Source organism: Polaromonas sp. P4_H1, from assembly GCF_056400945.1.
Map to the genome: position 1 here is coordinate 226,358 of NZ_JBFUKG010000005.1, position 25,870 is coordinate 252,227.

General features: G+C 64.0%; 19 protein-coding genes and 1 pseudogene. 15 read left to right on the forward strand and 5 right to left on the reverse strand.

Annotation, left to right across the window (positions count from 1 at the left end):
- The first annotated feature begins 6 nt into the window (after positions 1-6).
- The 5 genes from uraD to AC1DS5_RS09425 all read left to right on the forward strand — a co-directional run bounded on the left by uraD (position 7) and on the right by AC1DS5_RS09425 (position 8,162).
- Entirely contained in the window at positions 7-1,782 is a 1,776-nt protein-coding gene (gene uraD / locus AC1DS5_RS09405) for a 2-oxo-4-hydroxy-4-carboxy-5-ureidoimidazoline decarboxylase (RefSeq protein ID WP_477717980.1), read from the forward strand.
- On the forward strand, positions 1,779-3,059 hold the full coding sequence (locus AC1DS5_RS09410) for a M20 family metallopeptidase (RefSeq protein ID WP_477717981.1): 1,281 nt from the start codon (positions 1,779-1,781) through the stop codon (positions 3,057-3,059). The genes uraD and AC1DS5_RS09410 overlap by 4 nt, the downstream gene beginning before the upstream one ends.
- 355 nt (positions 3,060-3,414) lie before the next feature.
- On the forward strand, positions 3,415-5,718 hold the full coding sequence (locus AC1DS5_RS09415) for an NADP-dependent malic enzyme (RefSeq protein ID WP_477717982.1): 2,304 nt from the start codon (positions 3,415-3,417) through the stop codon (positions 5,716-5,718).
- 403 nt (positions 5,719-6,121) lie between these two features.
- Positions 6,122-7,447, forward strand: a complete 1,326-nt coding sequence (locus AC1DS5_RS09420; protein ID WP_477717983.1) for a C4-dicarboxylate transporter DctA — start codon at positions 6,122-6,124, stop codon at positions 7,445-7,447.
- A 19-nt stretch (positions 7,448-7,466) separates the two neighbouring features.
- Positions 7,467-8,162: a GntR family transcriptional regulator gene (locus AC1DS5_RS09425; RefSeq protein ID WP_477717984.1), complete on the forward strand. Its 696-nt coding sequence runs from the start codon at positions 7,467-7,469 to the stop codon at positions 8,160-8,162.
- Between the two features lie 282 nt (positions 8,163-8,444).
- Here AC1DS5_RS09425 and AC1DS5_RS09430 read toward each other — a convergent pair whose 3' ends face one another.
- On the reverse strand, positions 8,445-8,960 hold the full coding sequence (locus tag AC1DS5_RS09430) for a cyanophycin metabolism-associated DUF1854 family protein (protein WP_477717985.1): 516 nt from the start codon (positions 8,958-8,960) through the stop codon (positions 8,445-8,447).
- Between the two features lie 14 nt (positions 8,961-8,974).
- Positions 8,975-11,326 (reverse strand): cyanophycin metabolism-associated ABC transporter, encoded by a 2,352-nt coding sequence (locus AC1DS5_RS09435; RefSeq protein ID WP_477717986.1) that lies wholly within the window; start codon positions 11,324-11,326, stop codon positions 8,975-8,977.
- 333 nt (positions 11,327-11,659) lie between these two features.
- Here AC1DS5_RS09435 and AC1DS5_RS09440 point away from each other — a divergent pair, with 333 nt between their 5' ends.
- From AC1DS5_RS09440 to AC1DS5_RS09455, 4 genes are all read left to right on the forward strand, one after another.
- Positions 11,660-13,891 carry a cyanophycin synthetase gene (locus AC1DS5_RS09440; RefSeq protein WP_477717987.1) on the forward strand — a complete coding sequence of 744 codons (2,232 nt, stop codon included), beginning with the start codon at positions 11,660-11,662 and terminating at the stop codon, positions 13,889-13,891.
- Positions 13,891-16,512 (forward strand): cyanophycin synthetase, encoded by a 2,622-nt coding sequence (gene cphA / locus AC1DS5_RS09445; protein ID WP_477717988.1) that lies wholly within the window; start codon positions 13,891-13,893, stop codon positions 16,510-16,512. The genes AC1DS5_RS09440 and cphA overlap by 1 nt, the downstream gene beginning before the upstream one ends.
- A gap of 188 nt (positions 16,513-16,700) precedes the next feature.
- The gene (locus tag AC1DS5_RS09450) at positions 16,701-17,531 is read left to right on the forward strand and encodes an urease accessory protein UreD (protein WP_477717989.1); all 831 of its coding nucleotides are present in this window, start codon (positions 16,701-16,703) and stop codon (positions 17,529-17,531) included.
- A gap of 202 nt (positions 17,532-17,733) precedes the next feature.
- Positions 17,734-18,186, forward strand: coding sequence for a hypothetical protein (locus tag AC1DS5_RS09455; protein ID WP_477717990.1), 453 nt, complete (start codon positions 17,734-17,736; stop codon positions 18,184-18,186).
- A gap of 281 nt (positions 18,187-18,467) precedes the next feature.
- Here the strand turns inward: AC1DS5_RS09455 and alaC are convergent, their stop codons facing one another.
- Positions 18,468-19,679, reverse strand: coding sequence for an alanine transaminase (gene alaC, locus AC1DS5_RS09460; RefSeq protein ID WP_477717991.1), 1,212 nt, complete (start codon positions 19,677-19,679; stop codon positions 18,468-18,470).
- 469 nt (positions 19,680-20,148) lie between these two features.
- On the opposite strand from alaC, the gene AC1DS5_RS09465 reads away from it, so the two are divergent.
- Complete coding sequence (locus tag AC1DS5_RS09465) at positions 20,149-20,805, forward strand: CDGSH iron-sulfur domain-containing protein (RefSeq protein ID WP_477717992.1); 657 nt, start codon at positions 20,149-20,151, stop codon at positions 20,803-20,805.
- 171 nt (positions 20,806-20,976) lie between these two features.
- Here the strand turns inward: AC1DS5_RS09465 and AC1DS5_RS09470 are convergent, their stop codons facing one another.
- Positions 20,977-21,495 carry an ureidoglycolate lyase gene (locus AC1DS5_RS09470; protein ID WP_477717993.1) on the reverse strand — a complete coding sequence of 173 codons (519 nt, stop codon included), beginning with the start codon at positions 21,493-21,495 and terminating at the stop codon, positions 20,977-20,979.
- Between the two features lie 349 nt (positions 21,496-21,844).
- Between AC1DS5_RS09470 and AC1DS5_RS09475 the strand changes: the two genes are divergently transcribed.
- The 4 genes from AC1DS5_RS09475 (at position 21,845) to AC1DS5_RS09490 (ending at position 24,681) form a co-directional block, all read left to right on the forward strand.
- Positions 21,845-22,309, forward strand: coding sequence for a ferritin-like domain-containing protein (locus AC1DS5_RS09475; protein WP_477717994.1), 465 nt, complete (start codon positions 21,845-21,847; stop codon positions 22,307-22,309).
- Positions 22,310-22,533: 224 nt separating this feature from the next.
- On the forward strand, positions 22,534-23,013 hold the full coding sequence (locus AC1DS5_RS09480) for a VOC family protein (RefSeq protein ID WP_477717995.1): 480 nt from the start codon (positions 22,534-22,536) through the stop codon (positions 23,011-23,013).
- Between the two features lie 193 nt (positions 23,014-23,206).
- Positions 23,207-23,557 (forward strand): hypothetical protein, encoded by a 351-nt coding sequence (locus AC1DS5_RS09485; RefSeq protein WP_477717996.1) that lies wholly within the window; start codon positions 23,207-23,209, stop codon positions 23,555-23,557.
- A 323-nt stretch (positions 23,558-23,880) separates the two neighbouring features.
- Positions 23,881-24,681, forward strand: a complete 801-nt coding sequence (locus AC1DS5_RS09490; RefSeq protein WP_477717997.1) for a transporter substrate-binding domain-containing protein — start codon at positions 23,881-23,883, stop codon at positions 24,679-24,681.
- 208 nt (positions 24,682-24,889) lie between these two features.
- On the opposite strand, the gene urtE is transcribed toward AC1DS5_RS09490, so the two are convergent.
- Positions 24,890-25,582: an urea ABC transporter ATP-binding subunit UrtE gene (urtE, locus tag AC1DS5_RS09495; RefSeq protein WP_477717998.1), complete on the reverse strand. Its 693-nt coding sequence runs from the start codon at positions 25,580-25,582 to the stop codon at positions 24,890-24,892.
- Between the two features lie 167 nt (positions 25,583-25,749).
- Here urtE and AC1DS5_RS09500 point away from each other — a divergent pair.
- Positions 25,750-25,870, forward strand: a pseudogene (locus tag AC1DS5_RS09500) (IS481 family transposase); the annotation flags it as partial.

Here is a 25,870-nt window from a genome sequence, read left to right on the forward strand (position 1 = left end):
CTCGCCATGGCCATCACCCTGGAACAAGTCAATCGTGCCTCCCGCGCCGAAGCGATGGAGCTGCTGGACGGCCTGTATGAGCACTCGCCGTGGGTCGCCGAAAAGGCGCTCAACGAGCGCCCTTTCCACTCGCTGGCACACCTGAAACACGCGATGGCCCGCGTGCTGCACGACGCCGGCAAGAACGCGCAAATCCGCCTCATCCAGGCCCACCCCGAACTGGCCGGCAAGGCCATGGTCAGCCAAAGCCTCACGGCCGAGTCAGCCCATGAACAGGACAAGGCAGGCCTCACGCAATGCACGCCGCAGGAGTTTGAAACCCTGCAGCACCTCAACACCGACTACAACGCCAAATTCGGCTTTCCCTTCATCCTCGCGGTGCGCGGCCCGCGCGGCAACGGGCTGAGCAAGCGGCAGATCATCGAGACCTTTGCGCGGCGCCTGCAAAACCACCCTGACTTTGAGCTGCAGGAATGCCTGCGCAACATCCACCGCGTAGTCGAACTCCGGCTCAATGACAAGTTCGCGGCAGAACCGGCGCTGGGCAACGACGTCTGGGACTGGCATGAGCAACTGGCCCAATACAGCGACCCGGGCTACGCCGAAAAAGGCCAGCTGACGGTGACCTACCTCACCGACGCACACCGCGCCTGCGCGCAGTTCATAAGCAAGACCATGCGGGACTGCGGCTTTGACGAGGTGGGCATCGATGCCGTGGGCAACGTGGTGGGCCTCTACAAGGCCGCCACCCCCAACGCCAAAACCCTGCTCACAGGCAGCCACTACGACACCGTGCGCAACGGCGGCAAGTACGACGGCCGGCTCGGCATTTTTGTGCCCATCGCCTGCGTGCGCGAACTGCACCGCCTGGGCCGGCGACTTCCCTTCAACCTGGAAGTGGTCGGCTTTGCGGAAGAAGAAGGCCAGCGCTACAAGGCCACCTTCCTGGGTTCGGGCGCGTTGATCGGCGACTTCAAGCCCGAGTGGCTGGACCAGAAGGACGCCGACGGCATCACCATGCGCGAAGCCATGCACAATGCCGGCCTCCAGCCCGCGGACATCGCGAAGATCAAACGCCAGGCAGACAGCTACCTCGGCTTTGTCGAAGTCCATATCGAGCAGGGACCGGTGCTCAATGAGCTGGACCTCCCCCTGGGCATCGTGACCTCCATCAACGGCAGTGTGCGTTACCTCTGCGAAATCATCGGCATGGCCAGCCACGCCGGCACCACGCCGATGAACCGCCGCCGCGACGCAGCCACCGCCGTGGCCGAGCTCGCGCTCTATGTGGAGAAGCGGGCTGCACACGACGGCGATTCCGTCGGCACCGTGGGCATGCTGCAGGTACCGAACGGCTCCATCAACGTGGTGCCGGGCCGCTGCCTGTTTTCACTCGACATGCGCGCGGCCGTCGATGCGCAGCGCGATGCATTGGTCTCCGACGTACTGGCGCAGCTCAAAACCATTTGCGAGCGCCGCGGCGTGCACTACACGCTGGAGCTGACCGAGCGAGCGGCCGCCGCGCCCAGCGCGCCCGAATGGCAGCGGCGCTGGGAGGCTGCCGTGGAGCCACTGGGCGTTCCGCTGTACCGCATGCCCAGCGGCGCCGGCCACGACGCCATGAAACTGCACAAGGTGATGCCGCAGGCCATGCTGTTTGTGCGCGGCGAGAATTCCGGCATCAGCCACAACCCGCTGGAGAGCACCACCAGTGATGACATTCAGCTCGCCACGGCCGCCTTCCAGCGCCTGCTGGCCAACCTGGCTTTGGAAACCCCATGACCACCACCCATATCAACACTGACATCAACACCGATACCAACATCGACACCGCCTACAAGCAGCTTGATCGCTGGATCGACGAGCACTTCGACGAGGAAGTGCGCTTCCTGCAGGAACTCATACGCGTACCCACCGACACGCCCCCGGGCAACAACGCGCCGCACGCCGAGCGCACTGCCGAGCTGCTGCAGGCTTTCGGCTTTGAGGCTGAAAAACACCCTGTTCCCGAGGCTGACGTCCGGGCCTATGGGCTCGAATCCATCACCAACCTGATCGTGCGCCGCCCGTATTCGAAACCCGGCGAAGGACGCACGATCGCGCTCAATGCCCACGGCGATGTGGTGCCGCCCGGCGAGGGCTGGACCAAGGATCCTTATGGCGGCGAGATCGAAGACGGCAAGATCTACGGCCGCGCGGCCGCGGTCAGCAAATGCGATTTCGCCAGCTTCACCTTTGCCGTCCGGGCACTCGAAGCACTGGGCGCACCGCTCAAAGGCGGTGTCGAGCTGCATTTCACCTACGACGAAGAGTTTGGCGGCGAGATGGGGCCGGGCTGGCTGCTGCGCCAGGGTCTGACCAAACCCGACCTGATGATCGCGGCGGGCTTTTCATATGAAGTCGTGACCGCCCACAACGGCTGCCTGCAAATGGAAGTCACCGTGCACGGCAAGATGGCCCATGCGGCCGTTCCCGACACCGGCGTCGACGCGCTGCAGGGCGCGGTGCATATCCTCAATGCGCTGTATGCGCAAAACGCGCTGTACCGCAAGGTCACCTCTGGGGTCGCGGGCATCAACCACCCTTACCTGAATGTAGGCCGCATCGAAGGCGGAACCAACACCAACGTCGTGCCCGGCAAGGTGATGTTCAAGCTGGACCGCCGCATGATCCCGGAAGAAAATCCGGTCGAAGTCGAAGCCACCATCCGCCAGGTGATTGCCGACGCCGCTGCCGGCTGCGCGGGCATCAGCGTGGACATCAAGCGGCTGCTGCTGGCCAACTCGATGAAGCCGCTGGCGGGCAACAAGCCCCTGGTGGACGCGATCCAGAAGCATGGCGAGGCACTGTTCGGCCAGAAAATCCCGGCCATGGGCACGCCGCTGTACACCGACGTGCGGCTCTATGCCGAAGCCGGCATTCCCGGTGTGATTTACGGCGCCGGGCCACGCAGCGTGCTCGAGTCGCATGCCAAGCGTGCCGACGAGCGTCTGGAGCTGGAAGACCTGCGCCGCGCCACCAAGGTGATTGCCCGCACGCTGGTTGATTTGCTGGCCTGACCCGACGGCAAAAACGCACGAAAAAACTCACGAAAGACCGGGACAGCCGGCAACGGTGAGTTGCCCGGCGCCCGCAGCAGCGACATGGCGCGCGCAAACCGCCGGCACCCGACCGACCGCACTTCCGGTGCCGTGTCACATTGCCACCCGGCGCCGCGCCGGGCGATTTCCAGGCATTTCGCCGACCCGGCGAATCCGTGCGGTGCGAGAGTCACTGACGCCTGAAAGTGAGCCGTCACAGGCGTAATATTTAACTTCGGGCACATGAACCGGGAAGCCGGCGCTCGACTGCATGAATACCAGGAAAGCAGCGAGTCGCCAGTCTTCCAGCCCTCAGGAAACAAGGAGACACACCATGACTACTCCTCTTTCACCGGCTGAAGAAGCGCTGCGCGACGCCGCGCGCGACTACCACCGCAGCCCGGTGCACGGCAAGATATCCATCACGCCAACCAAGCCGCTGTCCAACCAGCGGGACCTGTCCCTGGCCTATTCGCCCGGCGTGGCCTACCCCTGCCTTGACATCGAGGCCGACCCCTCGCTCGCGGCCGAGTACACCTCGCGCGGCAACCTCGTGGGGGTGATCACCAATGGCACGGCCGTCCTGGGACTGGGCGACATCGGCCCGCTGGCAGCCAAGCCGGTGATGGAAGGCAAGGGCTGCCTGTTCAAGAAGTTCGCCGGCATCGACGTGTTTGACATCGAGCTGGCCGAGCGCGACCCCGACAGGCTGATTGACATCATCGCCGCCATGGAGCCCACGCTGGGCGGCATCAACCTCGAGGACATCAAGGCACCGGAGTGTTTCTACATCGAGACGAAACTGCGCGAGCGCATGAACATACCGGTGTTCCACGACGACCAGCACGGCACCGCCATCATCTCGTCGGCGGCCGTGCTCAACGGCCTGGAACTGGTGGGCAAGCGGATCGAGGACGTCAAGGTCGCGGTCTCGGGGGCGGGAGCGGCCGCACTGGCCTGCCTGGACGTGATGGTGGGCCTGGGGGTGCGCCGCGAAAACGTCTATGTCTGCGACTCCAAAGGCGTGATCTACCACGGCCGCCCCGGCGGTTTTGACGAATCCAAGAAACGTTTTTCCCAGGAAACGGCGCTGCGCACGCTGGCCGACGCGGTCAACGGCGCGGACGTGTTTCTGGGGTGCTCGGCGCCCGGCGTGCTGACGCAGGACATGGTCAAGACCATGGCCGCCAGCCCGATCATCCTGGCGCTGGCCAACCCCGAACCGGAAATTCGACCCGAGCTGGCCAAGGCGGCGCGGCCGGACTGCATCATTGCCACGGGCCGTTCGGACTACCCGAACCAGGTCAACAATGTCCTGTGCTTCCCCTACATCTTTCGCGGCGCGCTCGATTGCGGCGCCACCAAGATCACCGAAGAAATGAAGCTCGCCTGCGTGCGGCAGATTGCCGACCTGACCAAGGCGGACATCAGCGAGGAAGTCGCCCGGGCCTATATCGGGCAGGATCTGGTGTTCGGCCCTGACTACATCATTCCCAAGCCTTTTGACTCGCGCCTGATTCTCAGGATCGCACCGGCGGTGGCGCAGGCCGCGCAGGACTCGGGTGTGGCGACCCGGCCCATCACGGACATGGCCGCTTACCGGCGGGAACTGTCGCGTTTCGTGTACTCGACCGGCATGCTCATGCAACCGATGTTCCTTGCGGCGCACGCCATTGCGGACCCGCACAAACGCGTGGCCTTCGCCGAAGGGGAGGACGAGCGCGTGCTGCGTGCGGCGCAACTGGTGCTCGACGAAGGCCTGGCCCGGCCCATCCTCATCGGCCGTCCCGCCGTGATCGAGACCCGCATCGCCAAGGCCGGACTGCGGCTGCGGCTCGGCCACGATGTGGAATGCGTCAATCCCGAGGACGACCCGCGCTTTCGCCATTACTGGGAAACCTACCACCGGATCATGGGTCGCCACGGCGTGACGCCCGACGCCGCCAAGGCGGCGGTGCGCCGCTCCACCACCACTATCGCCGCGCTGATGGTCAAACTCGGCGACGCCGATGTCATGCTGTGCGGCATGGTGGGCCGCTACGACGGACATCTTGAGCATGTGCGCGACATCATCGGGCTCAAGGAGGGTGCGTCCGGGTTTGCGGCGCTGAATGCACTGATGCTGGACAAACGCACCCTGTTCATCGCCGATACCTTTGTCAACGAAGACCCGAGTGCCGAGCAGCTGGCCAGCATTGCGCTGATGGCGGTCGATGAGGTGCGGCGCTTCGGCATCCCGCCCAAGGTGGCATTTCTGTCGCACTCCAACTATGGCTCGTCCAACCGTGCGTCGGCGCGCAAGATGCGGCTGGCCCACGAGCTGTTCACCAGGATGGCGCCCGACGTGGAGTCCGATGGCGAGCTGCATGGCGATGCGGCGCTGTCGGAAGAGGTGCGGCGGGCGTCCCTGATGGAAAGCAATCTGAGCGGGGAGGCCAATATCCTGATTTGCCCGAATCTGGATTCCGCCAACATCCTCTTCAACGTGCTCAAGATGACGGGCGGCCAGGGTGTCACCGTCGGCCCCATTCTGCTCGGCACGGCGGCCTCGGCACACATCCTGACCACCTCGGCCACCGTGCGGCGCGTGGTGAACATGACGGCGCTGGCCGTGGCCAGCGCAGCGGCCCGGCGCTGACACGCACCCTCGGCACCGCGCCTGGTGCGGTGACAGGCACAGCCGGGATTTCCGGGGCCCGCCTGTTTCCGTGCGCCGCGAAAAACCGAGGTCTCCAAGTTTTCCCAAGCTTTTGAAGGTTTGCCGGCGCACGCTGCGCGGCCTGCCGGATTGGCGGTCAACGGCCTTAACCCCCTCCTCTCAAAACTCCCGTTGCGGCGGGAGTTTTGCTTTCCGGAAGAGCTGTCCGCACCGCCTCGGGTGAGCCAGTGAAGGCGAAGTGGGCGAATCAGTTTTTACTTTCCCGGCAGGGATGACTCGGGATAACCCTGAAATGTTATTTCCGCACTTTGCCTACATTACTTGTATGCAAGACTTGTGAGCAATAGGCCTTGCTGTTCAGAAACCCCTTTCGGAGACTGCCATGCCCAAGTTTTTCCGCTCCCTGTTCGGTCAGGTGCTGCTCGCCCTGATCGTCGGCGTGATCGTCGGTTTTGTCTGGCCAGACACGGCCGTGCAGCTCAAGCCGCTCGGCGACGGCTTCATCAAGCTGATCAAGATGCTGATCCCGCTGATCGTGTTTTGCGTGGTGGTGCACGGCATCGCCGGCACCGGCGACCTCAAGCGGGTCGGCCGGGTCGGCGTCAAGTCGCTGATCTACTTTGAGGTGGTCACCACCGTCGCCCTGGCGCTGGGCCTGCTGCTGGCCTTTGTGTTCCAGCCCGGCGTGGGCATGAATGTCGACCCCAAGACGCTGGACGCCAGCGCCATGAGCGCCTATGCCACCAACGCGAGCAAGCTGACCGGCGGCGGCACGGTCGACTTCCTGATGAAGCTGATCCCGACCACGGCGGTGAGCGCCTTCGCCAACGGCGATGTGCTGCAGGTGCTGCTGTTCGCCGTGTTGTTCGGCTGCGCGCTGGCCATGCTGGGCGAGCGCGGCAAGCATGTCAGCGGTTTCATCGAAGATCTCTCCCATGTGCTGTTCAAGACCATGGGCATCATCATCAAGCTGGCGCCCCTGGGCGTGCTGGGTGCCATTGCCTTCACCGTGGGCAAGTACGGCATCGGCTCGCTCAAGCAGCTGGGCATGCTGGTGGTGCTGTTCTATGGCGCGGTGACCATCTTCGTGGTCGTCGTGCTCGGCGCCATCATGCACCTGTCGGGCTTTAACCTGTTCAAGCTGCTGCGCTACCTGCGCGAGGAACTGATGGTGGTGTTTGCCACCACCTCGTCCGACAGCGTGCTGCCGCAGATCATGGCCAAGCTCAAGCACATGGGCATACGCGACTCCACGGTCGGCCTGGTCATCCCTACCGGCTATTCGTTCAACCTCGACGCGTTCTCGATCTACATCACGCTGGCGGCCGTCTTCATTGCCCAGGCCACCAACACGCCGATCTCGATGACCGATCTGCTGACCATCCTGGCCATCTCGCTGGTCACCTCCAAGGGCGCGCACGGTGTGCCGGGCTCGGCGATCGTGGTGCTGGCCGCCACCCTGCAGGCGATTCCGGCCATTCCCGCCATCGGCCTGGTGCTCGTGCTGTCGGTGGACTGGTTCATGGGCATCGCCCGCGCCCTGGGCAACCTGATCGGCAACTGCGTGGCCACGGTCGCGGTGGCCGCCTGGGAGGGCGACATCGACCGCGAGCGCGCCCATGCCGTGCTCAATGGCGAGCCGCACGCGGTGTTCGACATAGAGGACGAGGAGCCTGCGCCCGTGCCGGTGGCCGTGCCAGTTCGTTAGTCCGTTAAAGTCCCATGCCATGAGCAGCCAGAACCAGATTTCCCAGCAGGTGGTCGAATCCATCCTCGCGCAAAAGCTCGCGCCCGGTGAGCGCCTGGGCGAGCAGGAGCTCGCCGAGCTGTTCGGTGTGAGCCGCACGCTGGTGCGCGAAGCACTGATGCAGCTGCAGGCACGCGGCTTCGTGGAAGTGCGCACGCGCAAGGGCTGGTATGTGGTGGAGCCCTCGGTCGAGGAGGCACGCGATGCGTTCTCGGCCCGCCGCATCATCGAGACCGGCATCCTGCGCGAAGCAGGCCGGCCGCTGCAATCGGTGGTGCGCAAGCTGCGCCAGCACATTGCCCAGGAGAAACAGGCGATTGAAGACGCCGACGCCGCCACCCGCTCTTTCCTGCTGGCCGACTTCCATGTCTGCCTGGCCGAATGCCTGGGGCAACGGCTGCTGTGCGATGTGCTGCGCGACCTGACCGCGCGCACCACGCTGGCAGCCTCGCTGTACCAGTCCAAGCACGACGCGGGCCAGTCCTGCGCCGAGCATGCGGGCATCGTGGCCGCGCTCGAAAAAGGCCAGCTGGAACTGGCCCGGCAGCGCATGCTGGACCACATTGGCAGCGTCGAAGCGGCGCTGGGCTCGTCGGCGCCGGACGCCTCCAGCAGTGACAGGCTGCGCGCGGCGCTCTCGCCGGTGGGGCGGCCCACCTTGCGCCGGGTAGGCTGACGCACCCTGCCATCAAGACCGGCTATGCGCCGCTGTTAACCCCCATACGGTTCAGTCAAGGACCCGTGAAGCTCCTTCCCCTTTCGGGGGAAGGCTGGGGTGAGGGCCAGCGACGACCAGGTCAGCACGGTGGCCCGACGCCCACGCCGTGAGCCCCCATCCCGGCCTTCCCCCTGCGGAGGAAGGAGACGATCGGCACTGCACGCGGTGCGCCAACTGAACCGTATTGCTGCCAACCCGCTAACCGACTAACCGACTAACCGGGTACCTGCCCGCCAGCCCTCACAGAAACCGCTCCAGCAGGCGGCGCGAGGCGCGGTCCAGCGCCGCCATGTCGGGCACGCTGTACTGCACGCCCTGGCTGCCCGAGATGAGCAAGGCCGTGCGCCCCAGCCGGCGTATGTCTTCCTCGCCCTTGAGCACAAAAGACGTGTCGCCCCGGTCGGTCTCCACCGTCCAGATGCTGGGCGTGGCAAAGGTCGACACGCTTTTCAGGCGCCGTATCTCGGGCACAAAGTCGCGCAGGGCCAACTCTTCCTGCAGCAGCGTGCGCAGCGCGGGCGGCAGCGCCTGCAACTGCTCTACCCAGGCCAGTTCATGGCCCTCGGTACTGACCAGCGAGATGCCTTCATCGGGCGCAGCCAGCGGGAACGCCCGCACGGGCACCACGCCGGCATGCTGCTCGCCGTTGGCGCCAATGAACAGCAGCCGGCCGGAGGGCTGGCGCATCAGCTGGAAAGCCGGGGAAGCTGTAGATGATGTCGAGGGTGTCGAGGGTGTCGAGGGGGAATTTGTCATGCTCGGGTTCTCACTCATGGGTTGCCCGCATGTTGTGCGGTATGGGCCAGCTGCGAGGTGGCCAGGGCTATCCGGCTCTCCTCGCCGTCCTGGCCGCCCTCCTCGCTGTCCACCTGGCGCGCCTGCGCTTCATACAGCCGCCAGTAAGCACCCTGCTTCGCCATCAGCTCATCGTGCGGGCCGACTTCCACCACCTGGCCGCGGTCCATCACCACCAGCCGGTCGGCCTTGCGCAGCGTCGAGAGGCGGTGGGCAATGGCAATTGTCGTGCGGCCCTGCACCAGGTTGTCCAGCGCGCGCTGGATTTCCTTTTCGGTCTCGGTGTCGACCGAGGAGGTGGCCTCGTCCAGGATCAGGATGCGCGGGTTGATCAGCAGGGCGCGCGCAATCGAGATGCGCTGGCGCTCCCCGCCCGACAGGCCCTGGCCGCGCTCGCCCACCAGCGAGTCATAGCCCTGGGCCAGGCGCAGGATGAACTCATGCGCATGGGCGGCGCGCGCGGCCGCCACGATTTCGGCGCGCGTGGCGCCGGGCTTGCCGTAGGCAATGTTCTCGGCAATCGTACCGAAAAAGAGGAAGGGCTCCTGCAGCACCAGGCCGATGTGGCGGCGGTAGTCGGCCACGCCAAAGCGCCGGATGTCGGTGCCGTCTACTTGAATAGCGCCGTCGCTCACATCGTAAAAACGGCAGATCAGGTTGACCAGCGTGCTTTTGCCCGAGCCGCTGTGGCCGACCAGGCCGATCATCTCGCCCGGCTCGATCTGCAGGTCCAGGCCGCGAATGACGGACCGGTTGCCATAGCGAAAACCCAGGCCCTTCATCTCGATGCGCCCCTGCAGCGCGCCTATTTTCACCGGGTTGGCCGTCTCCGGCACGTTGGAGACATGGTCCAGGATGTCGAAAATCCGCTTGGCGCCGGCTGCCGCCTTTTGCGTCACCGACACGATGCGGCTCATGGAATCCAGCCGGGTGTAAAAGCGCCCGATGTAGGCAATGAAGGCCGTCAGCACCCCGACCGTGATCTGCTGTTTTGACACCAGCCAGATACCGAAGGCCCAGACCACCAGCAGGCCGACCTCGGTCAGCAGTGACACGGTGGGCGTGAACAGCGACCAGGTCTTGTTGAGCTTGTCGTTGACCGCCAGGTTGTGCTGGTTGACCTCGCGAAAGCGCTGGGCCTCGCGCTTTTCCTGGGCGAAAGCCTTGACCACACGGATGCCGGGGATCGTGTCGGCCAGTACGTTGGTCACGTCGGACCAGACCCGGTCGATCTTTTCAAAGCCGGTGCGCAGCTTGTCCCGCACCACATGGATCATCCAGCCGATAAACGGCAGCGGCAGCAGGGTCACCAGGGCCAGCCACGGATTGATTGAGAACAAGATGACCGCGGTCATGAGGATCATCAGCACATCGGTGGCAAAGTCCAGCGCATGCAGCGACAGGAACACACAGATACGGTCGGTTTCGGAGCCTATCCGGGACATCAGGTCACCGGTGCGCTTGCCCCCGAAATAGTCGAGCGACAGCTCCAGCAGGTGGTCAAACGTGGCGGTGCGCAGGTCCGCACCGATGCGCTCGGACACCAGCGCCAGCAAATAGGTGCGCGCCCAGTTCAGCGCCCACCCCAGCAGCGCCGCGGCCAGCAGCCCGGCGAGCAGGGCAATGACTTTCCAGGGCTCGATCTGCTGGCCGTTCTGGAACGGGATCAGGATGTCGTCCATCAGCGGAATGGTCAGGTAGGGCGGCACCAGCGTAGCCGCCGTGGAGGCCAGCGTCAGCAAAAAACCGGCCAGCAGCTGATGGCGGTAAGGATGGGCAAAACGCCACAGGCGCAGCAGCACCCAGGTGGACGGCGGCGTGTGCAGCTCGCGGGCGCAGGCCGGGCATTCCTCGCTGTCCGGCGGCAGCGGCAAATCGCATTCGGGGCACAGGGCGGCTTCATCGGTCACGCCGGCCGCACCCGCCAGATCCGCCGTCACGACGGCGCCTTGCTGGGCAAACAGCCGCGCCAGGCGCAGCGCCTGCATATTGGCCCCCAGGGTAAACCGCCAGCTCGCGAGCCGGCTGTGGGTATCGTGCAGCTCCAGCGTGCCCACGCCGGCATGGTCGAAATGGCGCAATTGCAAGCCCTGCCCGGGCGCACCCGCCGCGTCCGGGAGGGACCAGGCGTGCCAGTCGCCCTGCGGGCTGCAGGCCAGCAGGCGGCGGTCAGTCAGGGCGAGCAGGCCTTGGGCAAAACGAAGTTGCGGGTCCAGGTCAACCGTCAGGGTCGCCAGAACGTTTTCTTTGGTTGCAAGTTGTGAACGAAGCCCTGTCAGCGCAGGGTCGGTATGGCTGGAGTCGTCCACCGGATGGTTATGTTGCATTGTGTAATGAATTTCCTGGAGTCCGGCATCTGGCGCGGCTGGGTGTTCGGATTCGCGCGGATTGGCCCCGAAGCAGGGATTTTCGCCGAATGCGGGCCGTCGCATCGATGTTTACCTATTTCCGGACCGAAAATGGCGAATGCCTGCAAAATCAGCACTTTGCCCACTGCCGCCCGCTGCAATTAAAACCAGCAAACAAATAACGAAAATAACGAGACACAGGCAGGACCCCGAGACCCTCAAAGGCCTCCAACTGAAATCTATCGACACAACATGGGCATCCTGCATGGGCAGGACCGAAAACCCGATAACGTGCCGACAATTTTGCAAAACATGAGCAAACAGGACGACATCAAGCTACTGCGTATCAACTACCTGCGCGGCCCGAATATCTGGACCTACCGGCCCGTTCTTGAAGTATGGCTGGACCTGGGGGGCCTGGAAGACTGCCCCTCCAACCTGCTGCCCGGCTTCAATGACCGGCTGGTCGCCCTGCTGCCCGCCCTGCTCGAACACCACTGCGGCGTCGGCGAGCGCGGCGGCTTCATCCAGCGCCTGCGGGAAGGCACCTGGGCGGGCCACGTGCTGGAACATGTGGTGATCGAGCTGCTGAACCTGGCCGACATGCCGACGGGCTTTGGCCAGACACGCAGCACCTCCCGGCGCGGCGTGTACCGCATGGTGTTCCGGGCGCGCGACGAACAGGTGGCCCGCACGGCGCTGGCCGAAGGCCACCGGCTGCTGATGGCCGCCATCAATGACGAAGCCTTCGGGCCGGCCGACGTACAGCTTGCCGTGGAGAAAATCCGCGCCAAGGTGGATGACTGCTATCTCGGCCCCAGCACGGCGTCGATTGTGGCGGCCGCCACCGACCGCCGCATTCCGCACATCCGCCTGAACGACGGCAACCTGGTCCAGCTAGGCTACGGCGCCAGCCAGCGCCGCATCTGGACCGCCGAAACCGACCTCACCAGCGCCATTGCCGAAGGGATTGCCCACGACAAGGACCTGACCAAAAGCCTGCTCGCCACCTGCGGCGTCCCCGTTCCGGAAGGCGAAATTGTCAGCACCGTGGAGCAGGCCTGGGAAGCCGCCCAGGACATCGGCCTGCCGGTGGTCGTCAAGCCCTCCGACGGCAACCACGGCCGCGGCGTCTCGCTGGACCTCAACACCCAGGAAGAAGTGGACGCGGCTTTCCGCGTGGCCGAGCCGCATGGCAGCGACGTGATGGTAGAGCGCTTCATACGTGGCCATGAACACCGCCTGCTGGTGGTGGGCGGCCGCGTCGTGGCGGCAGCCCGGGGTGAAACCGCCACCGTGACCGGCGACGGCAGCTCGACCGTGATGCAACTGGTGGACGCCCAGCTCAACACCGACCCGCGGCGCGGCCTGGAAGAAGACTTTCCCCTCAGCCGCATTGAAACCGACAAGGACGAAGCCATTGTGCTGGACCTGCAGCGCCAGGGCCTGACGCCGCACGCCGTTCCGGCGGCCGGCCGGCAGGTGCTGATCCAGCGCAACGGCAATGTCGCCATCGACTGCACCGACGAGGTCCACCCCGAGGTTGACCATATCGTGTCGCTCGCTGCGCGCGTCGTCGGCCTGGACATCGCCGGCGTGGATGTGGTGGCGCAGGACATCTCGCGCCCGCTGCACGCGCAGGGCGGCGCCATTGTCGAGGTCAATGCCGGGCCTGGGCTGCTGATGCACCTCAAACCCGCCGAGGGTTCGCCGCGGCCCGTGGGCCGCGCCATTTGCGACCACCTGTTTCCCGACACACCCGACCACGCGCCACAGGACGGCCTGAACAGCAGCCCCTGCGGCCGCATTCCCATCGTTGGCATTGCCGGCTCCGAGGGCACCCAGCGCATTGCGCGCCTGGTGGCCTGGCTGCTGCACCTGTCGGGCCGCTACACCGGCCTGGCCTGCCGCGATGGCCTGTTCCTGGACCAGCGCTGCGTGGATGCCTCCGACAGCGCGCACTGGGAAGCCGGCCAGCGCCTGCTGATCAATCGCACGGTGCAGGCCGCCGTGTTTGAAAACAGCGCCGAAACCATCTTGCGCAGCGGCCTGGCTTACGACCGCTGCCAGGTGGGCGTGGTCACCGACCTCGGCGGCGCCGCCGGCCTGGCCGAATTCGACATCACCGAAGACGAGCAGATGTTCCGGGTCATGCGCACGCAGGTCGACGTGGTGCTGTCCGGCGGTGCGGCGGTCCTCAACGCCGCCCATCAACGCATCGCGGACATGCATGACCTGTGCGATGGCGAAGTCATTTTCTACAGCGCCGACCCCAAGGCGCCCGCCCTCGCCGCGCATTGCGCCAAAGGCGGCCGCGCCCTGTATGTGCGGCAAGACCAGATCGTGCTGGCCACCGGCGCCACCGAAGCCTTTCTGCCCGGCCTGGGCAAGCTGTCGGCCTGGCGCGCGCGGCGCGACCTCAGTGAAAGCACGCTGCTGGCCGCCGTTGGTGCGGCCTGGGCGCTGGGCATTCCGCTCAATTTGATCGGCGCAGGCCTGGAAGCCTTTGAAACCACCCCTAAAACTGCCGGGAGTGCAGAGTAATGGAAGTGTCCCGCATCCGGGCCCTGCGCGGGCCCAACCTCTGGAGCCGGCACACGGCGCTGGAAGCCGTCGTGGCCTGCACGGCGGCCGAACGTTCGATAGACGACCTGCCCGGCCTTGAGCCGCGCGTGCGCGCGCTCTTTCCCGGCATCGGCGCGCTGCGCCAGACCGGCCACGGCGGCCCGGTCTCGCTGGCGCATGTGCTGGAAGCCTCTGCGCTGGCGCTGCAAGCGGCAGCCGGCTGCCCGGTCACCTTCAGCCAGACGGCCGTCACGGTGGAACCCGGCACCTACCAGGTCGTGGTCGAATACAGCGAAGAGGCTGTGGGCCGGCTGGCGCTGGAACTGGCGCAGGCCCTGATTCACGCAGCCCTGCGCGACGCCGCTTTTGACCTCGACGCGGCCATCGCGCAACTGCGCGACCTGGACGAAGACGAGCGCCTGGGGCCCAGCACCGGCGCCATAGTCGATGCGGCCGTGGCGCGCGGCATTCCCTACCGGCGCCTGACCAAGGGCAGCATGGTGCAGTTCGGCTGGGGCTCCAAACAGCGCCGCATCCAGGCGGCCGAAATCGACGCCACCAGCGCCGTGGCCGAGTCGATTGCCCAGGACAAGGACCTCACCAAAAAGCTGCTGCGTGCGGCCGGCGTGCCGGTGCCGCTGGGCCGGCCGGTCAGCGACGTGGAAGACGCCTGGGCCGTGGCCCGGCAGATTGGCCTGCCCGTCGCGGTGAAGCCGCAAGACGGCAACCAGGGCAAGGGCGTTACCGTCAACATCAGCAGCCGGGAACAACTGGAAAGCGCTTACCGCGCGGCGGCCGAGTATGGCGAGGTCATGGTCGAAACGTTTTTGCCCGGCAGCGACTTCCGCCTGCTGGTGGTGGGCGACAAGCTGGTCGCCGCCTCGCGGCGCGATCCGCCGCAGGTGGTGGGCGACGGACTGCACACCGTGCGCGAACTGGTCGACATCGTCAACCAGGACCCTCGGCGCGGCGAAGGCCATGCCACCTCGCTGACCAAAATCCGCTTTGACGATATCGCTGTGGGCCGGCTCGAGGCGCAGGATCTCACGCCCGAATCAATTCCCGCCAAGGGACGCCGCGTCATCCTGCGCAACAACGCCAATCTGAGCACCGGCGGCACCGCGACCGATGTCACGGACGATGTGCATCCCGCCGTGGCGGCACGCGCCGTGGCTGCGGCGAAGATGGTGGGCCTGCACATCTGCGGCGTCGACGTGGTCTGCGAAAGCATGCTGCGCCCGCTCGAATCGCAAAGCGGTGGCGTGGTCGAGGTCAATGCCGCGCCCGGCCTGCGCATGCACCTCTCGCCCTCCTATGGCAAGGGCCGCGCCGTGGGCGTGGCCATGATCAACGAGCTGTTCCCGGCCGGCGGAAATGACGTGAATAACGGCCGCATCCCCGTGATTGCCGTGACCGGCACCAACGGCAAAACCACCACCACGCGCCTGATTGCCCACCTGATGGCCGCGCACGGCCTGCGCACCGGCATGACCAACACCGACGGTGTCTGGGTCAATGGCCGGCAGACCGACAGCGGTGACTGCAGTGGCCCCAAGAGCGCCCGCAACGTGCTGATGCATCCCGACGTGGACGCCGCCGTCTTTGAAGTCGCCCGCGGCGGCGTGCTGCGCGAAGGCCTGGGCTTTGACCGCTGCGAAGTGGCCGTCGTCACCAACATCGGCAGCGGCGACCACCTGGGGCTCAACTACATCACCACAGTGGAAGACCTGGCGGTGCTCAAGCGCGTGATTGTGCAGAACGTCGCGTCCACCGGCTATGCGGTGCTCAATGCGGCGGATCCCATCGTCGCCGACATGGCTGCCACCTGCCCCGGCAAGGTGATTTATTTCGCAGCAGACCGCCACCACCCGCTCATGGCCACGCACCGCGCGCAGGGCAAGCGCACCGTGTACGTGGACGGCCCGATGCTGGTGGCCGCCGAAGGCGCGTGGGTCGAACGCATTCCGCTGACCGGCATTCCCGTGACGCGCGGCGGCAGCATTGGCTTTCAGGTCGAAAATGCCATGGCCGCGATAGCCGCAGCCTGGGCGACGGGCCTGAACTGGGACACCATCAAAAGCGGGCTGGCCAGCTTTGTCAACGATGCGCACAACGCACCGGGCCGCTTCAATGTGATGGACTACCGCGGTGCCACGGTCATTGCAGACTACGGCCACAACCCGGACGCCATGCGCGCACTGGTGGCGGCGGTAGACGCCATGCCCGCCGCATCCGGGCAGCGCCGCAGCGTGGTGATCAGCGGCGCCGGCGACCGGCGCGACAGCGACATCCGCGACCAGACCGTGATCCTGGGCGCCGCGTTTGACGACGTCATCCTTTACCAGGACGCCGCCCAGCGCGGCCGCGCCGATGGCGAAGTGATGGGGCTGCTGCGCGAAGGCCTGGAAGGATTACACAAGGCCAGCCGCACCAGCCGCATCGACGAAATCCGCGGCGAATTCCTGGCCATTGACACGGCACTGGCGCGCCTGCAACCCGGTGACCTGTGCCTTGTGCTGGTGGATCAGGTGCAGGAAGCGCTGGACCATCTGGCGCTGCGCGTGAAGGAAGCCAAAGACCAGCTGGTGGCTGCATCCTGAAGTGCATTCCGGTTTGCCGCGCGGGCAACAGTTCATGCAACAGTTCATACAACAGCGTAGGGAACAACGCAGGCAACCGGAATCAATGACCAGCCACGATCAACAACGGCCGAAGCCCATCAAAAACACGGGCTGACAGCTATAAACTTCATAGCGAACCAGCGTGGCAGGCACGCTAAACTCGGCCCATGACCTGGAACGCGACGCTCGCACTCGACTACACATGGCAAGCCGGCAAGACGGTTGCCCACTTTCGCCACAGCGGGCCGCTGCGTATTTTGCAAAGCCTCTATCCCGAGGGCGATGCGATTTGCCACAACGTGATCGTGCACCCGCCCGGCGGGCTGGTGGGCGGCGACACGCTGGACTTGCAATTCAGCGCCGGCGCCGGCGCACACGGCCTGGTCACCACACCCGGCGCCACGCGTTTTTACCGCTCCACCGGTGAGCCCGCGCTGCAGCGCACCCATCTGACGCTCAAGGCCGGCGCGCGCATGGAGTGGCTGCCGCTGGAGGCGATTTGCTACAGCGGCTGCCTCGCTGAAAACCACCTGACCATGACGCTGGCCCCCGGGGCCGAGTTGATCGGCTGGGACGTCACCGCACTCGGCCTGCCCGCTGCCAACCTGCCCTTTGAACATGGCAGCTTTTGCCAGCATATTGAAGTGCCGGGCGTGTGGCTGGAGCGCGCGCGCATGCAGGCCAGCGACACCTTGCTGATGAGCAGCCCGCTCGGCATGGCGGGGCACCGCTGCATGGCCTCGCTCTTTTTTGTGGCCGGCAGCAAGCTCGACCGCAACCGCCGCCAGCAGGCGCTGGACACCGCGCGCCAGATCCTCGAAGCGCACCCGCTGTCGGCAACGGCGGGCGCCACCAGCCCCGATGGGCAGGTGGTGGTGGTCAGGGTGCTGGCGCCGGTGGTGGAGCCCGCCATGGCGCTGCTGAGGCAGGTGTGGCTGGCCTGGCGCAGTCATTTCTGGCAACAGGCCGCCTCCAGCCCGCGCATCTGGTCGATGTAAACGCCGGGTCACCAGAAGCGCGGCCTTCAGCACCCTTTCCCCTCTGTTCCTGCGGTGCTTGAGCCAGGCAGGAAAACCCTTGAAAGACCTGTCCTACAGAGGAATTCGGCGTGGGACGCGGTCTTGCTGGTGATTTCCTTTCATCCCATACAGAGCCGCTGCGCCAAACTACATGAACCGAAATGGAACAAGGAGTTTGACCATGCACTTATTAATGCCTATCCGCCACGACCATCACGTCCGGCTTAACCGCTTGGGCAAAGGCGTGGCTTGCTTCGGACTGGCTGTACTGCTGGCCATGACTGCCGCCACCGCTCAGATCGCCTCCGCGCAAATTGCATCCGGCACGACCGGTATTGATGCAACCGGTGATGCAAAAAGCGAAATGGCCGCCTGTAACAGCGGTAAAACCCAGCAAGACAGGGCCACCTGCATCACCGAGGTGAAAAATGCCAACGCTGCCAAGCGCGCAGGCAAGCTTGAAAACGGTGACGGCCAGTTTGCCGCCAACGCACTGAAGCGGTGTGAAGTCTTTAAAGGCGACGACCAGATTGCCTGCCAGGAGCGCATTGCGGGCAGCGGCAAAGCCCAGGGCAGTGTCGCCGGTGGTGGCGTGCTGCGCGAAGCAGAAATAACAGTGCCTGCTACGCAATAAAGTTAACCAGGTTGCCACTCGCTCCGCCGGGGTTTGATGAATTCACCGGATGGGGTAGAAGCAAAGTGGGCCGCTCGATGCGGCCCACTTCTTTTTTCAACTCACCAAAAACTTCAGGCTAGCACTTCGACACAGAGGTATCGGAACGCAATGAAAGCGATGGATTCGGGCCCAGGCCTAGGCGCAAACCGCAGACATAGCCGTAGCTATGGCGAGGATTTGCAACGACGGCATGGGCTCGAAGGCGCGCTTTCATGTTTCGATATTTCTGGGTCGGAGTACTAGGGCTTGACCAGCCCGTCGGCCTTGAACATGGCCTTGATGCCGCGCACGGCCTGGCGGATGCGGGCCTCGTTTTCGATCAGCGCAAAGCGCACATGGTCGTCGCCATGGTCGCCGAAGCCGATGCCGGGCGACACGCACACCCTGGCTTTTTCAAGCAACTGCCTGGAAAATTCCAGCGAACCGAGCTTGCCATAGGCCTCGGGGATGCGGGCCCAGATGTACATCGAGGCCTTGGGGCAGTCCACCTGCCAACCCGCTTCGATCAAGCCCTTGTAGAGCACATCGCGCCGGCTCTGGTACTGCGCGGCGATCTCTTTCACGCAACTCTGGTCGCCTTCCAGCGCGGCGATGGCCGCCACCTGCAGCGGCGTGAAGGTGCCGTAGTCGTGGTAGCTCTTGATGCGGGCCAGCGCGGCCACTAGATCGGGGTTGCCCACCATGAAGCCGACGCGCCAGCCCGCCATGTTGTAGCTCTTGGACAGCGTGAAGAACTCGACCGCGATGTCCTTGGCACCCGGCACCTGCATGATGGACGGCGCCTTCCAGCCGTCGAACACGATGTCGGCATAGGCCAGATCGTGCACCACAAAAATGTCGTGCTTGCGCGCCAGCGCAATCACCTTCTCGAAGAACTCCAGCTCCACGCACTGGGCCGTCGGGTTGGACGGAAAGCCCAGCACCATCATCTTGGGCTTGGGGTAGCTGCCGCGAATCGCCTTCTCCAGCTCGGCGAAGAAATCCGTGTCGGGCGTCAGCGGCACGGAGCGGATGTCGGCCCCCGCGATCACCGCGCCGTAGATGTGGATCGGGTAGCTCGGATCGGGCACCAGCACGGTGTCGCCACGGTCCAGTGTGGCCAGCATCAGGTGCGCCAGGCCTTCCTTGGAGCCGATGGTGACGATGGCCTCGGTGTCGGGGTCTATCGCCACCTGGTAGCGGCTCTGGTACCAGTGCGCGATGGCGCGGCGCAGGCGCGGAATGCCCTTGCTGGCCGAGTAGCCGTGGGTGTCGGGCCGCTGCGCCACCTCGGTGAGCTTGGCCACGATGTGCGCGGGCGTGGCGCCATCGGGGTTGCCCATGCTCATGTCGATGATGTCTTCGCCACGCCGGCGCGCCGCGAGCTTGAGCTCGGCCGTGATGTTGAAGACGTAGGGAGGAAGGCGGTCAATGCGCGCAAAGCGGCGCTTGCCTGAAGAGGAAGCGGACATAAAAAACTTTCACGTAAGCGCCCGGAACCGTCCGAGCGACGTGGCCGGCAATGAGGCCGGCCCACCGCCATCGTAACCGACGGCGATGCCGGTCGACTGGTAGGCACCGAGCTCATCGGGCTTCCATAAGAAACCACGATGAATCCGCCTTGGCCGTTGCAGCAACTATGTCGTGTTGACGGTCATTGTGGAGAGTGCGGATGCGTGGTGTCACCCCCGAGCGGTCAGTCACGAATTGTTCTTCGAATGAGCCCAGCCCAGCACAGCACAGCGAAAAGTCAGCCATTCAGAACCAACCCCTACTTTCCGGGAGGGCTATTGCATGGGCAGATAATTTGTAAGGGCCGCGGGAGCGCTATGCTCGCACCCCCGCCAAATGCGCGAGGCGTCAGCGGGCGTAGCATTCCATGCGTTCGGTATTGGGTGTTGAAGAGTCGCCCGCCTTGTGCGGCGGGTAAGGAGTGTCACCATGGCCGCGCTGGTTACCGCGAAACCTCCAGGCAAGCCAAGACCTCGCATAAGGCTGTCGCGCAATGGACCATACCTGGTCACCGTCGATGACCTGACAAACTCAAAGGGAGAGCGGCTCGAAGGGTGGTACGGCGTCGCGTTGTGTCGTTGCGGCGCATCGAAGAGGAAGCCGTTTTGTGACAGCTCCCATATTCGGATCGGGTTTTCGGACGAGCGGCACCCGGACCGCACGCCTGATGGCGTCGTGGACTACCCGGGCGCCGCCATTGTTGTGAGCTTCAACCGTCTTCAGTGCTCGGCGTCGGAGCGGTGCGCCAAAACGCTTCCGCTGGTCTTCCGCGATGGCGAAAAACCCTGGATCCAGCCGGATCGGGCAGACGCGGACACCATCATCGAGGTCGTTCGACACTGCCCGTCAGGCGCGCTTCGATACACACGGCACGGCCAACCCGGACCAACTGACGTGGCTGCTCCGAGCATTCATATCGCACGAAACGGCCCCTATGAGGTTCAGGGGTTTGATCTTGACACCGAGAACTGGAGCGAAGGCGCCTCGCGTGAGCGCTTTACCCTCTGCCGCTGCGGCGGATCGAAGAACAAGCCATTTTGCGACGGTACGCACCGGAACATCAACTTTCAGGACGACAGCAACTGAATCAGCGGATGGGCGGCTTGTTTTCGTCCGACCCAACACGGGTGAGGCCGGCGTGTCAGGCAGCGTTGCCCCAACCGTCAGCCTGACCCTTTTACAGGGACTTCCCACGAAGTCAGGCACGGTCCACGATAGTTTTTCCGTGGTGACGGCTTTCTTGCGCTGGCGTTCCGCTCAAGCTTCGATCCACAGTTCCAATTCATCATCTAGCGCGAGTTCCTCGCAATTGGGCAGCTTCGACGGCCCACCCCGGTCGATCACAAGAAAATCGCAAACCGAGTGCAGGGGCAGCACCGGGTGATGCCATGTCCCGCGTGCAAAATTGACACCTTGGCCAGGGGATGCACGAAAGCAGTGGATGTGCTGTGCGCTCAGCGGCGTGTCGGCCGCGGCCACAATCACCAGATAGGGTTGGTTTCCCATCGGAATGAACGCTTGGCTGCAGATCGGGTGGCGCTCGAGCAGCCGCAGACGCAAGGGCAAGTTGCATGGCTGCGCGCGGAAAATGCTAATGACCGGATGGCCATGCTCGGCAGCCACGTCCACCGTTGCCAGATCGTGGTACCGCGTCGCGTCCCCCTGGTTGACCGTGAACTGCTCGGCCGAATCGCTGGCCTCAATGACATCGCCGTAGCGGCGAAACGCTCCCGCGCCGAGAGGTTCGATGGGCATGACGTGGCGACGGGTTGACATGGTGGCGACCTTCAGAGGTGGGGGTGGCGAGATCGAAAGGGACGAGCGACATGCAGATAGTTGGCAACTGTTGTTTTGCACAGCATAAGGCGTTGCCCGGTTGTCACGGCTCGCCGAACATCCATGTTGCCTCATTTTTTAGCATAATCCGCCAACCCAGTGCTGGCGGTGCTTTGGGGACTTATCCAAAAAGTTATCCACAGCGTAGGCCACAGGCAGCGGGGACAACTGATTGAAGCGTTTGCGAGAATCTGGGCCAACATCGCACCGCCGCCAAAAGCTGACTGTCAACTCCAAAGTCGGCTATGGAGCATGCCGCGCACCCGCATTGCTTTAGGAGGGACGAGTCATGTCGGAGATTGAAAAAGACCAGGTCGTTGGCGTGCTGAACCGGATACTTGAGGCCGAGCTCGCCGGCGTCGTCCGCTACACCCACTACTCATTTCTGGTATTCGGGTTTGGCCGTATTCCGGTTGTTGCCTGGTTGCGCGAACAGGCCACTGAATCGCTGCTGCATGCCCAGCAGGCCGGAGAATGGATCACCACGCTCGGCGCCTATCCGTCGCTTGCGATCGGCAAGCTGCTGGACAGCCACACCTTTGATATCGCCGCGATCCTGCGCGAGTCACTGGAAGCCGAGATGGGTGCCTTGAAGCTGTACCGCGAGCTATTGACACTGGTGGAGCATCGCTCCGTCGCGCTGGAAGAATATGCTCGCCAGATGATCCAACTGGAAGAGCTGCATGCCGGGGACGTGGACAAGATGCTGCGCAAACCGGGACATGCCGCGGCGTTCGCCCAGCCCCAAGGTTGACGGGAGCGGGTGCGGGTAGAGGCCTGACCGGGACCGGCAGTGACGGCCCCGCCCGCAGAGCTGGCGAAACCGGAGCCCCGAACGCCTTGGGAGAGTGTGCGGCATCGGCGGATCCCTACAACGGCATCAGTCCCATCCGACAGACCGAGGTCCCGCGATGAGTACGATTTGAGTTGTTTGGACGGCGGCGGATGCCGGGTGCTCAACTCTTCAGGAGACACGAAATGACCAGCAAGAACACGATCTGTCTGTGGTACGACGGCGACGCCGCTGACGCCGCAAAATTCTATGCCGAAACATTCCCTGACAGCGCTGTCGGCGCCATCCTCCGCGCACCGGGCGACTATCCCGACGGCAAGCAGGGCGATGTCCTGACGGTCGAGTTCACCGTCGCCGGCATTCCCTGCATCGGGCTGAACGGCGGCCCGTATTTCAAGCACAACGAGGCCTTCTCTTTTCAGATCGCGACCGACGACCAGGCCGAAACCGACCGCTTGTGGAACGCGGTCGTCGGCAACGGCGGCCAGGAAAGCGAGTGCGGCTGGTGCAAGGACCGGTGGGGATTGTCATGGCAGATCACCCCGCGCGCCCTCACCGCGGCTGTATCCGACCCCGATCGCGCGGCGGCCAAGCGCGCATTCGACGCGATGATGACCATGAAAAAGATCGACATCGCCGCGATAGAGGCGGCACGGCGGGGCTGAAACCTGTCCTCAAGTTGATGGCGCATGTCCCGCGCGTTCTCCGCACATTCTCCGCAAGTTCTCTCCTGTTCAGCTGTGAGGGGATGGCTGCCCGACCGGTTCTGGCCGGGTGCGGATGCTTCGGTTGTTGAAATCGTCGCCATATTGCAGGCAAGCGCTATCATGGTGCGATAACAAAGACGCGAGAACTTCCATGAATACGATTCTCAAGACCGCAGCAGCGCTTACCTCAGTGTTCATTCTGCTGGGCCACGCCCAGGCCGCCTCAGAGGAACCCGCGGAGTCAAGCACGAGCACCGCGCCTGGCGTCGTTGACAAGGTGGGAAATGCGGTCGCGCGAGGCGCAAAAGCCGCTGCCAGCGGCGTCGAGCGTGGGGTGAAGGCAGCAGCCAGCGGCATCGAGCGTGGAGCCAAGGCAACGGCCCGCGGAGTCGAGCATGGCGCAAAGGCAACTGCGAGCGCGGCTAACCGCGTTGCCGGCAAGGTGGGCGGTTCACCCGCCTCCTCGCCGGCATCCTCACCCTCACCCGCTACCGACAAATAACGGAACGGTGGTCGCGTGAGTTCAGCCGCACGGGCGCCCAACCCGTCGATCAGTTGGTGCCTGCAATGCAGTGAAATTGGTCTTTCGGCAGCCTCCCCCAAATGGAGGGATATTCAAACCACAACGTTTGGTCGAGAATCGCTATAAATGTGGGACGAGCCATTTCTTACAATTTGCCGGGTTTGTCGCTATTTTTAATGGCACAAACTATCCAAGTGAGACAAGCCTAACTGCCAGTTTCGTAGTGAAAGTCGCCACGTTATACCGCTGCACCTTGCGGTCTACATTCGTTAGGAGCAACGGTAACTTCAGAGGAGAACGCAATGCGAACGACTCATTGGCTGATGACCGCAATACTTGGACTGCTGCTTTCGGGCTGTGCGGGTGTCAGTACCGCCCCGACACCGGAAGTGCGACAGGCATTGGCTCCAACCGGCAAGCTTCGCGTTGGGCTCCAGCAGAGCAATCCCTTGAACATGACGCGGGACTCCGTGTCGGGTGAGATGAAGGGGCTGGGATTTGACCTCGGAAAAGAGTTGGCCCGGCGCATAGGGGTTCCGTTCGAACCGGTTCTGTACCCATCGATCGGAGCCCTTCTCGACGGTGGGAAATCCGGGGCTTGGGACGTGTCCCATTTCGGGTTTAGTCCTGAGCGGGCGAAGGAGTTTGATTTTGCCGCCGTGCACCTGGAAGTCGAATTCGGCTACCTCGTCCCTGGCGGTTCTTCCATCTCGACGATGGCTGATGTGGATCGCCCCGGGATTCGAGTTGCCGTGCAGGAGAAATCCGGCCCGGATGTCTTTTTCACTCGCGCACTGAAAAATGCAGTGTTGGTCCGAGCACCAAGCAACCCTGGCGCATTGGAGGCGCTGAAATCCGGGAGAGCAGACGTAATGGGCAGCATCAAGCCAATCCTGTTCGAGATGTCGAATCAATTGCCCGGTTCTCAGGTTCTCGACGGTCGGCCCGGCATCGATCCACACGCCATGGCGATGCCCAAGGGACGGGATCTCGGCATCACGTACTTGCGCCAGTTCATTGAAGACGCGAAGTCCGAGGGTTTGGTTCAGGCCGCGGTCGAAAGAGCCGGATTACGCGGCGTGGTTGTGACCCCACATAAATGATGCTCTCTAACCACGGCTTGGACAGCGACGCCCGTAAAGCGGGTGCGCGTCAAGCTGGCCGTTAAATGACGGTTATCGGTCGTCCCGAATCTCTGGAGTCAGTCTCAGCCAGGCATTCAGCAATACGCGTTGGACCGCCAGGTGTTGGCACCGGTCCACAACATTGCGACATTGCGATCAAAGAAGTGCTGGTTTCATGCCTTGGTGCTCATATCGCCACCAGCTGCCGGACACCATTGGCTTCCATGTCCTTGCCTTGGCCGCGCGCGATGAATTCGCCGCGCTCCATCACCAGGTAGTCGTCGGCCAGCTCCTGCGCAAAGTCGTAGTACTGCTCCACCAGCAGAATCGCCATGTCTCCCCGGTCGGCCAGCATGCGGATCACGCGGCCGATGTCCTTGATGATGCTGGGCTGTATGCCCTCGGTCGGCTCGTCCAGGATCAAGAGCTTGGGCTTGGCGGCCAGCGCGCGCGCAATCGCGAGCTGCTGCTGCTGCCCGCCCGAGAGGTCGCCGCCGCGGCGGTTCAGCATCTGCTTGAGCACGGGGAACAACTCATACAGTTCAGCAGGAATCGGTGTGCCCGCGCTTTTGTAAGCCAGGCCCATGCGCAGGTTTTCTTCCACCGTCAGGCGCGCAAAAATTTCGCGGCCTTGAGGGACGAAGCCTATGCCGGCCCTGGCGCGTTCATACGGTGTCGCACCCTGGATCTGCTTGCCATCGAATTCGATGGTGCCGGTCTTGATGGGCACCAGGCCCATGAGCGACTTGAGCAGCGTGGTCTTGCCTACGCCGTTGCGGCCCAGCAGCACCGTGACCTTGCCAAGGTGGGAGTCCATGCTCACATCGCGCAGGATGTGGGAGCCGCCGTAGTATTGGTTGATGTTTTTCACTGTCAGCATGGGACTACTCCGAAGTTTATGGGCCTTTGCTGAGGGTGGAGGCCGGGACTCGCCCCGGCGGGCGACTTACTTTTCTTTGCTTCGCTGTATGGACTGGGCACATACGCAACAGGTGTTCGGAGACATAGGAAACACTTCTTCAGCGCCATTGGCGCAAGGAGAAGGGCATGCCTTGGCAACCGAGAGACCTGATGGACATCAAACGCGAATTCGTGGCACTGGCCTTGCAAGAAGGCGCCAACCGGCGCGAGCTGTGTCGGCGCTTTGGCATTGGCGCGAAGGCCGCAT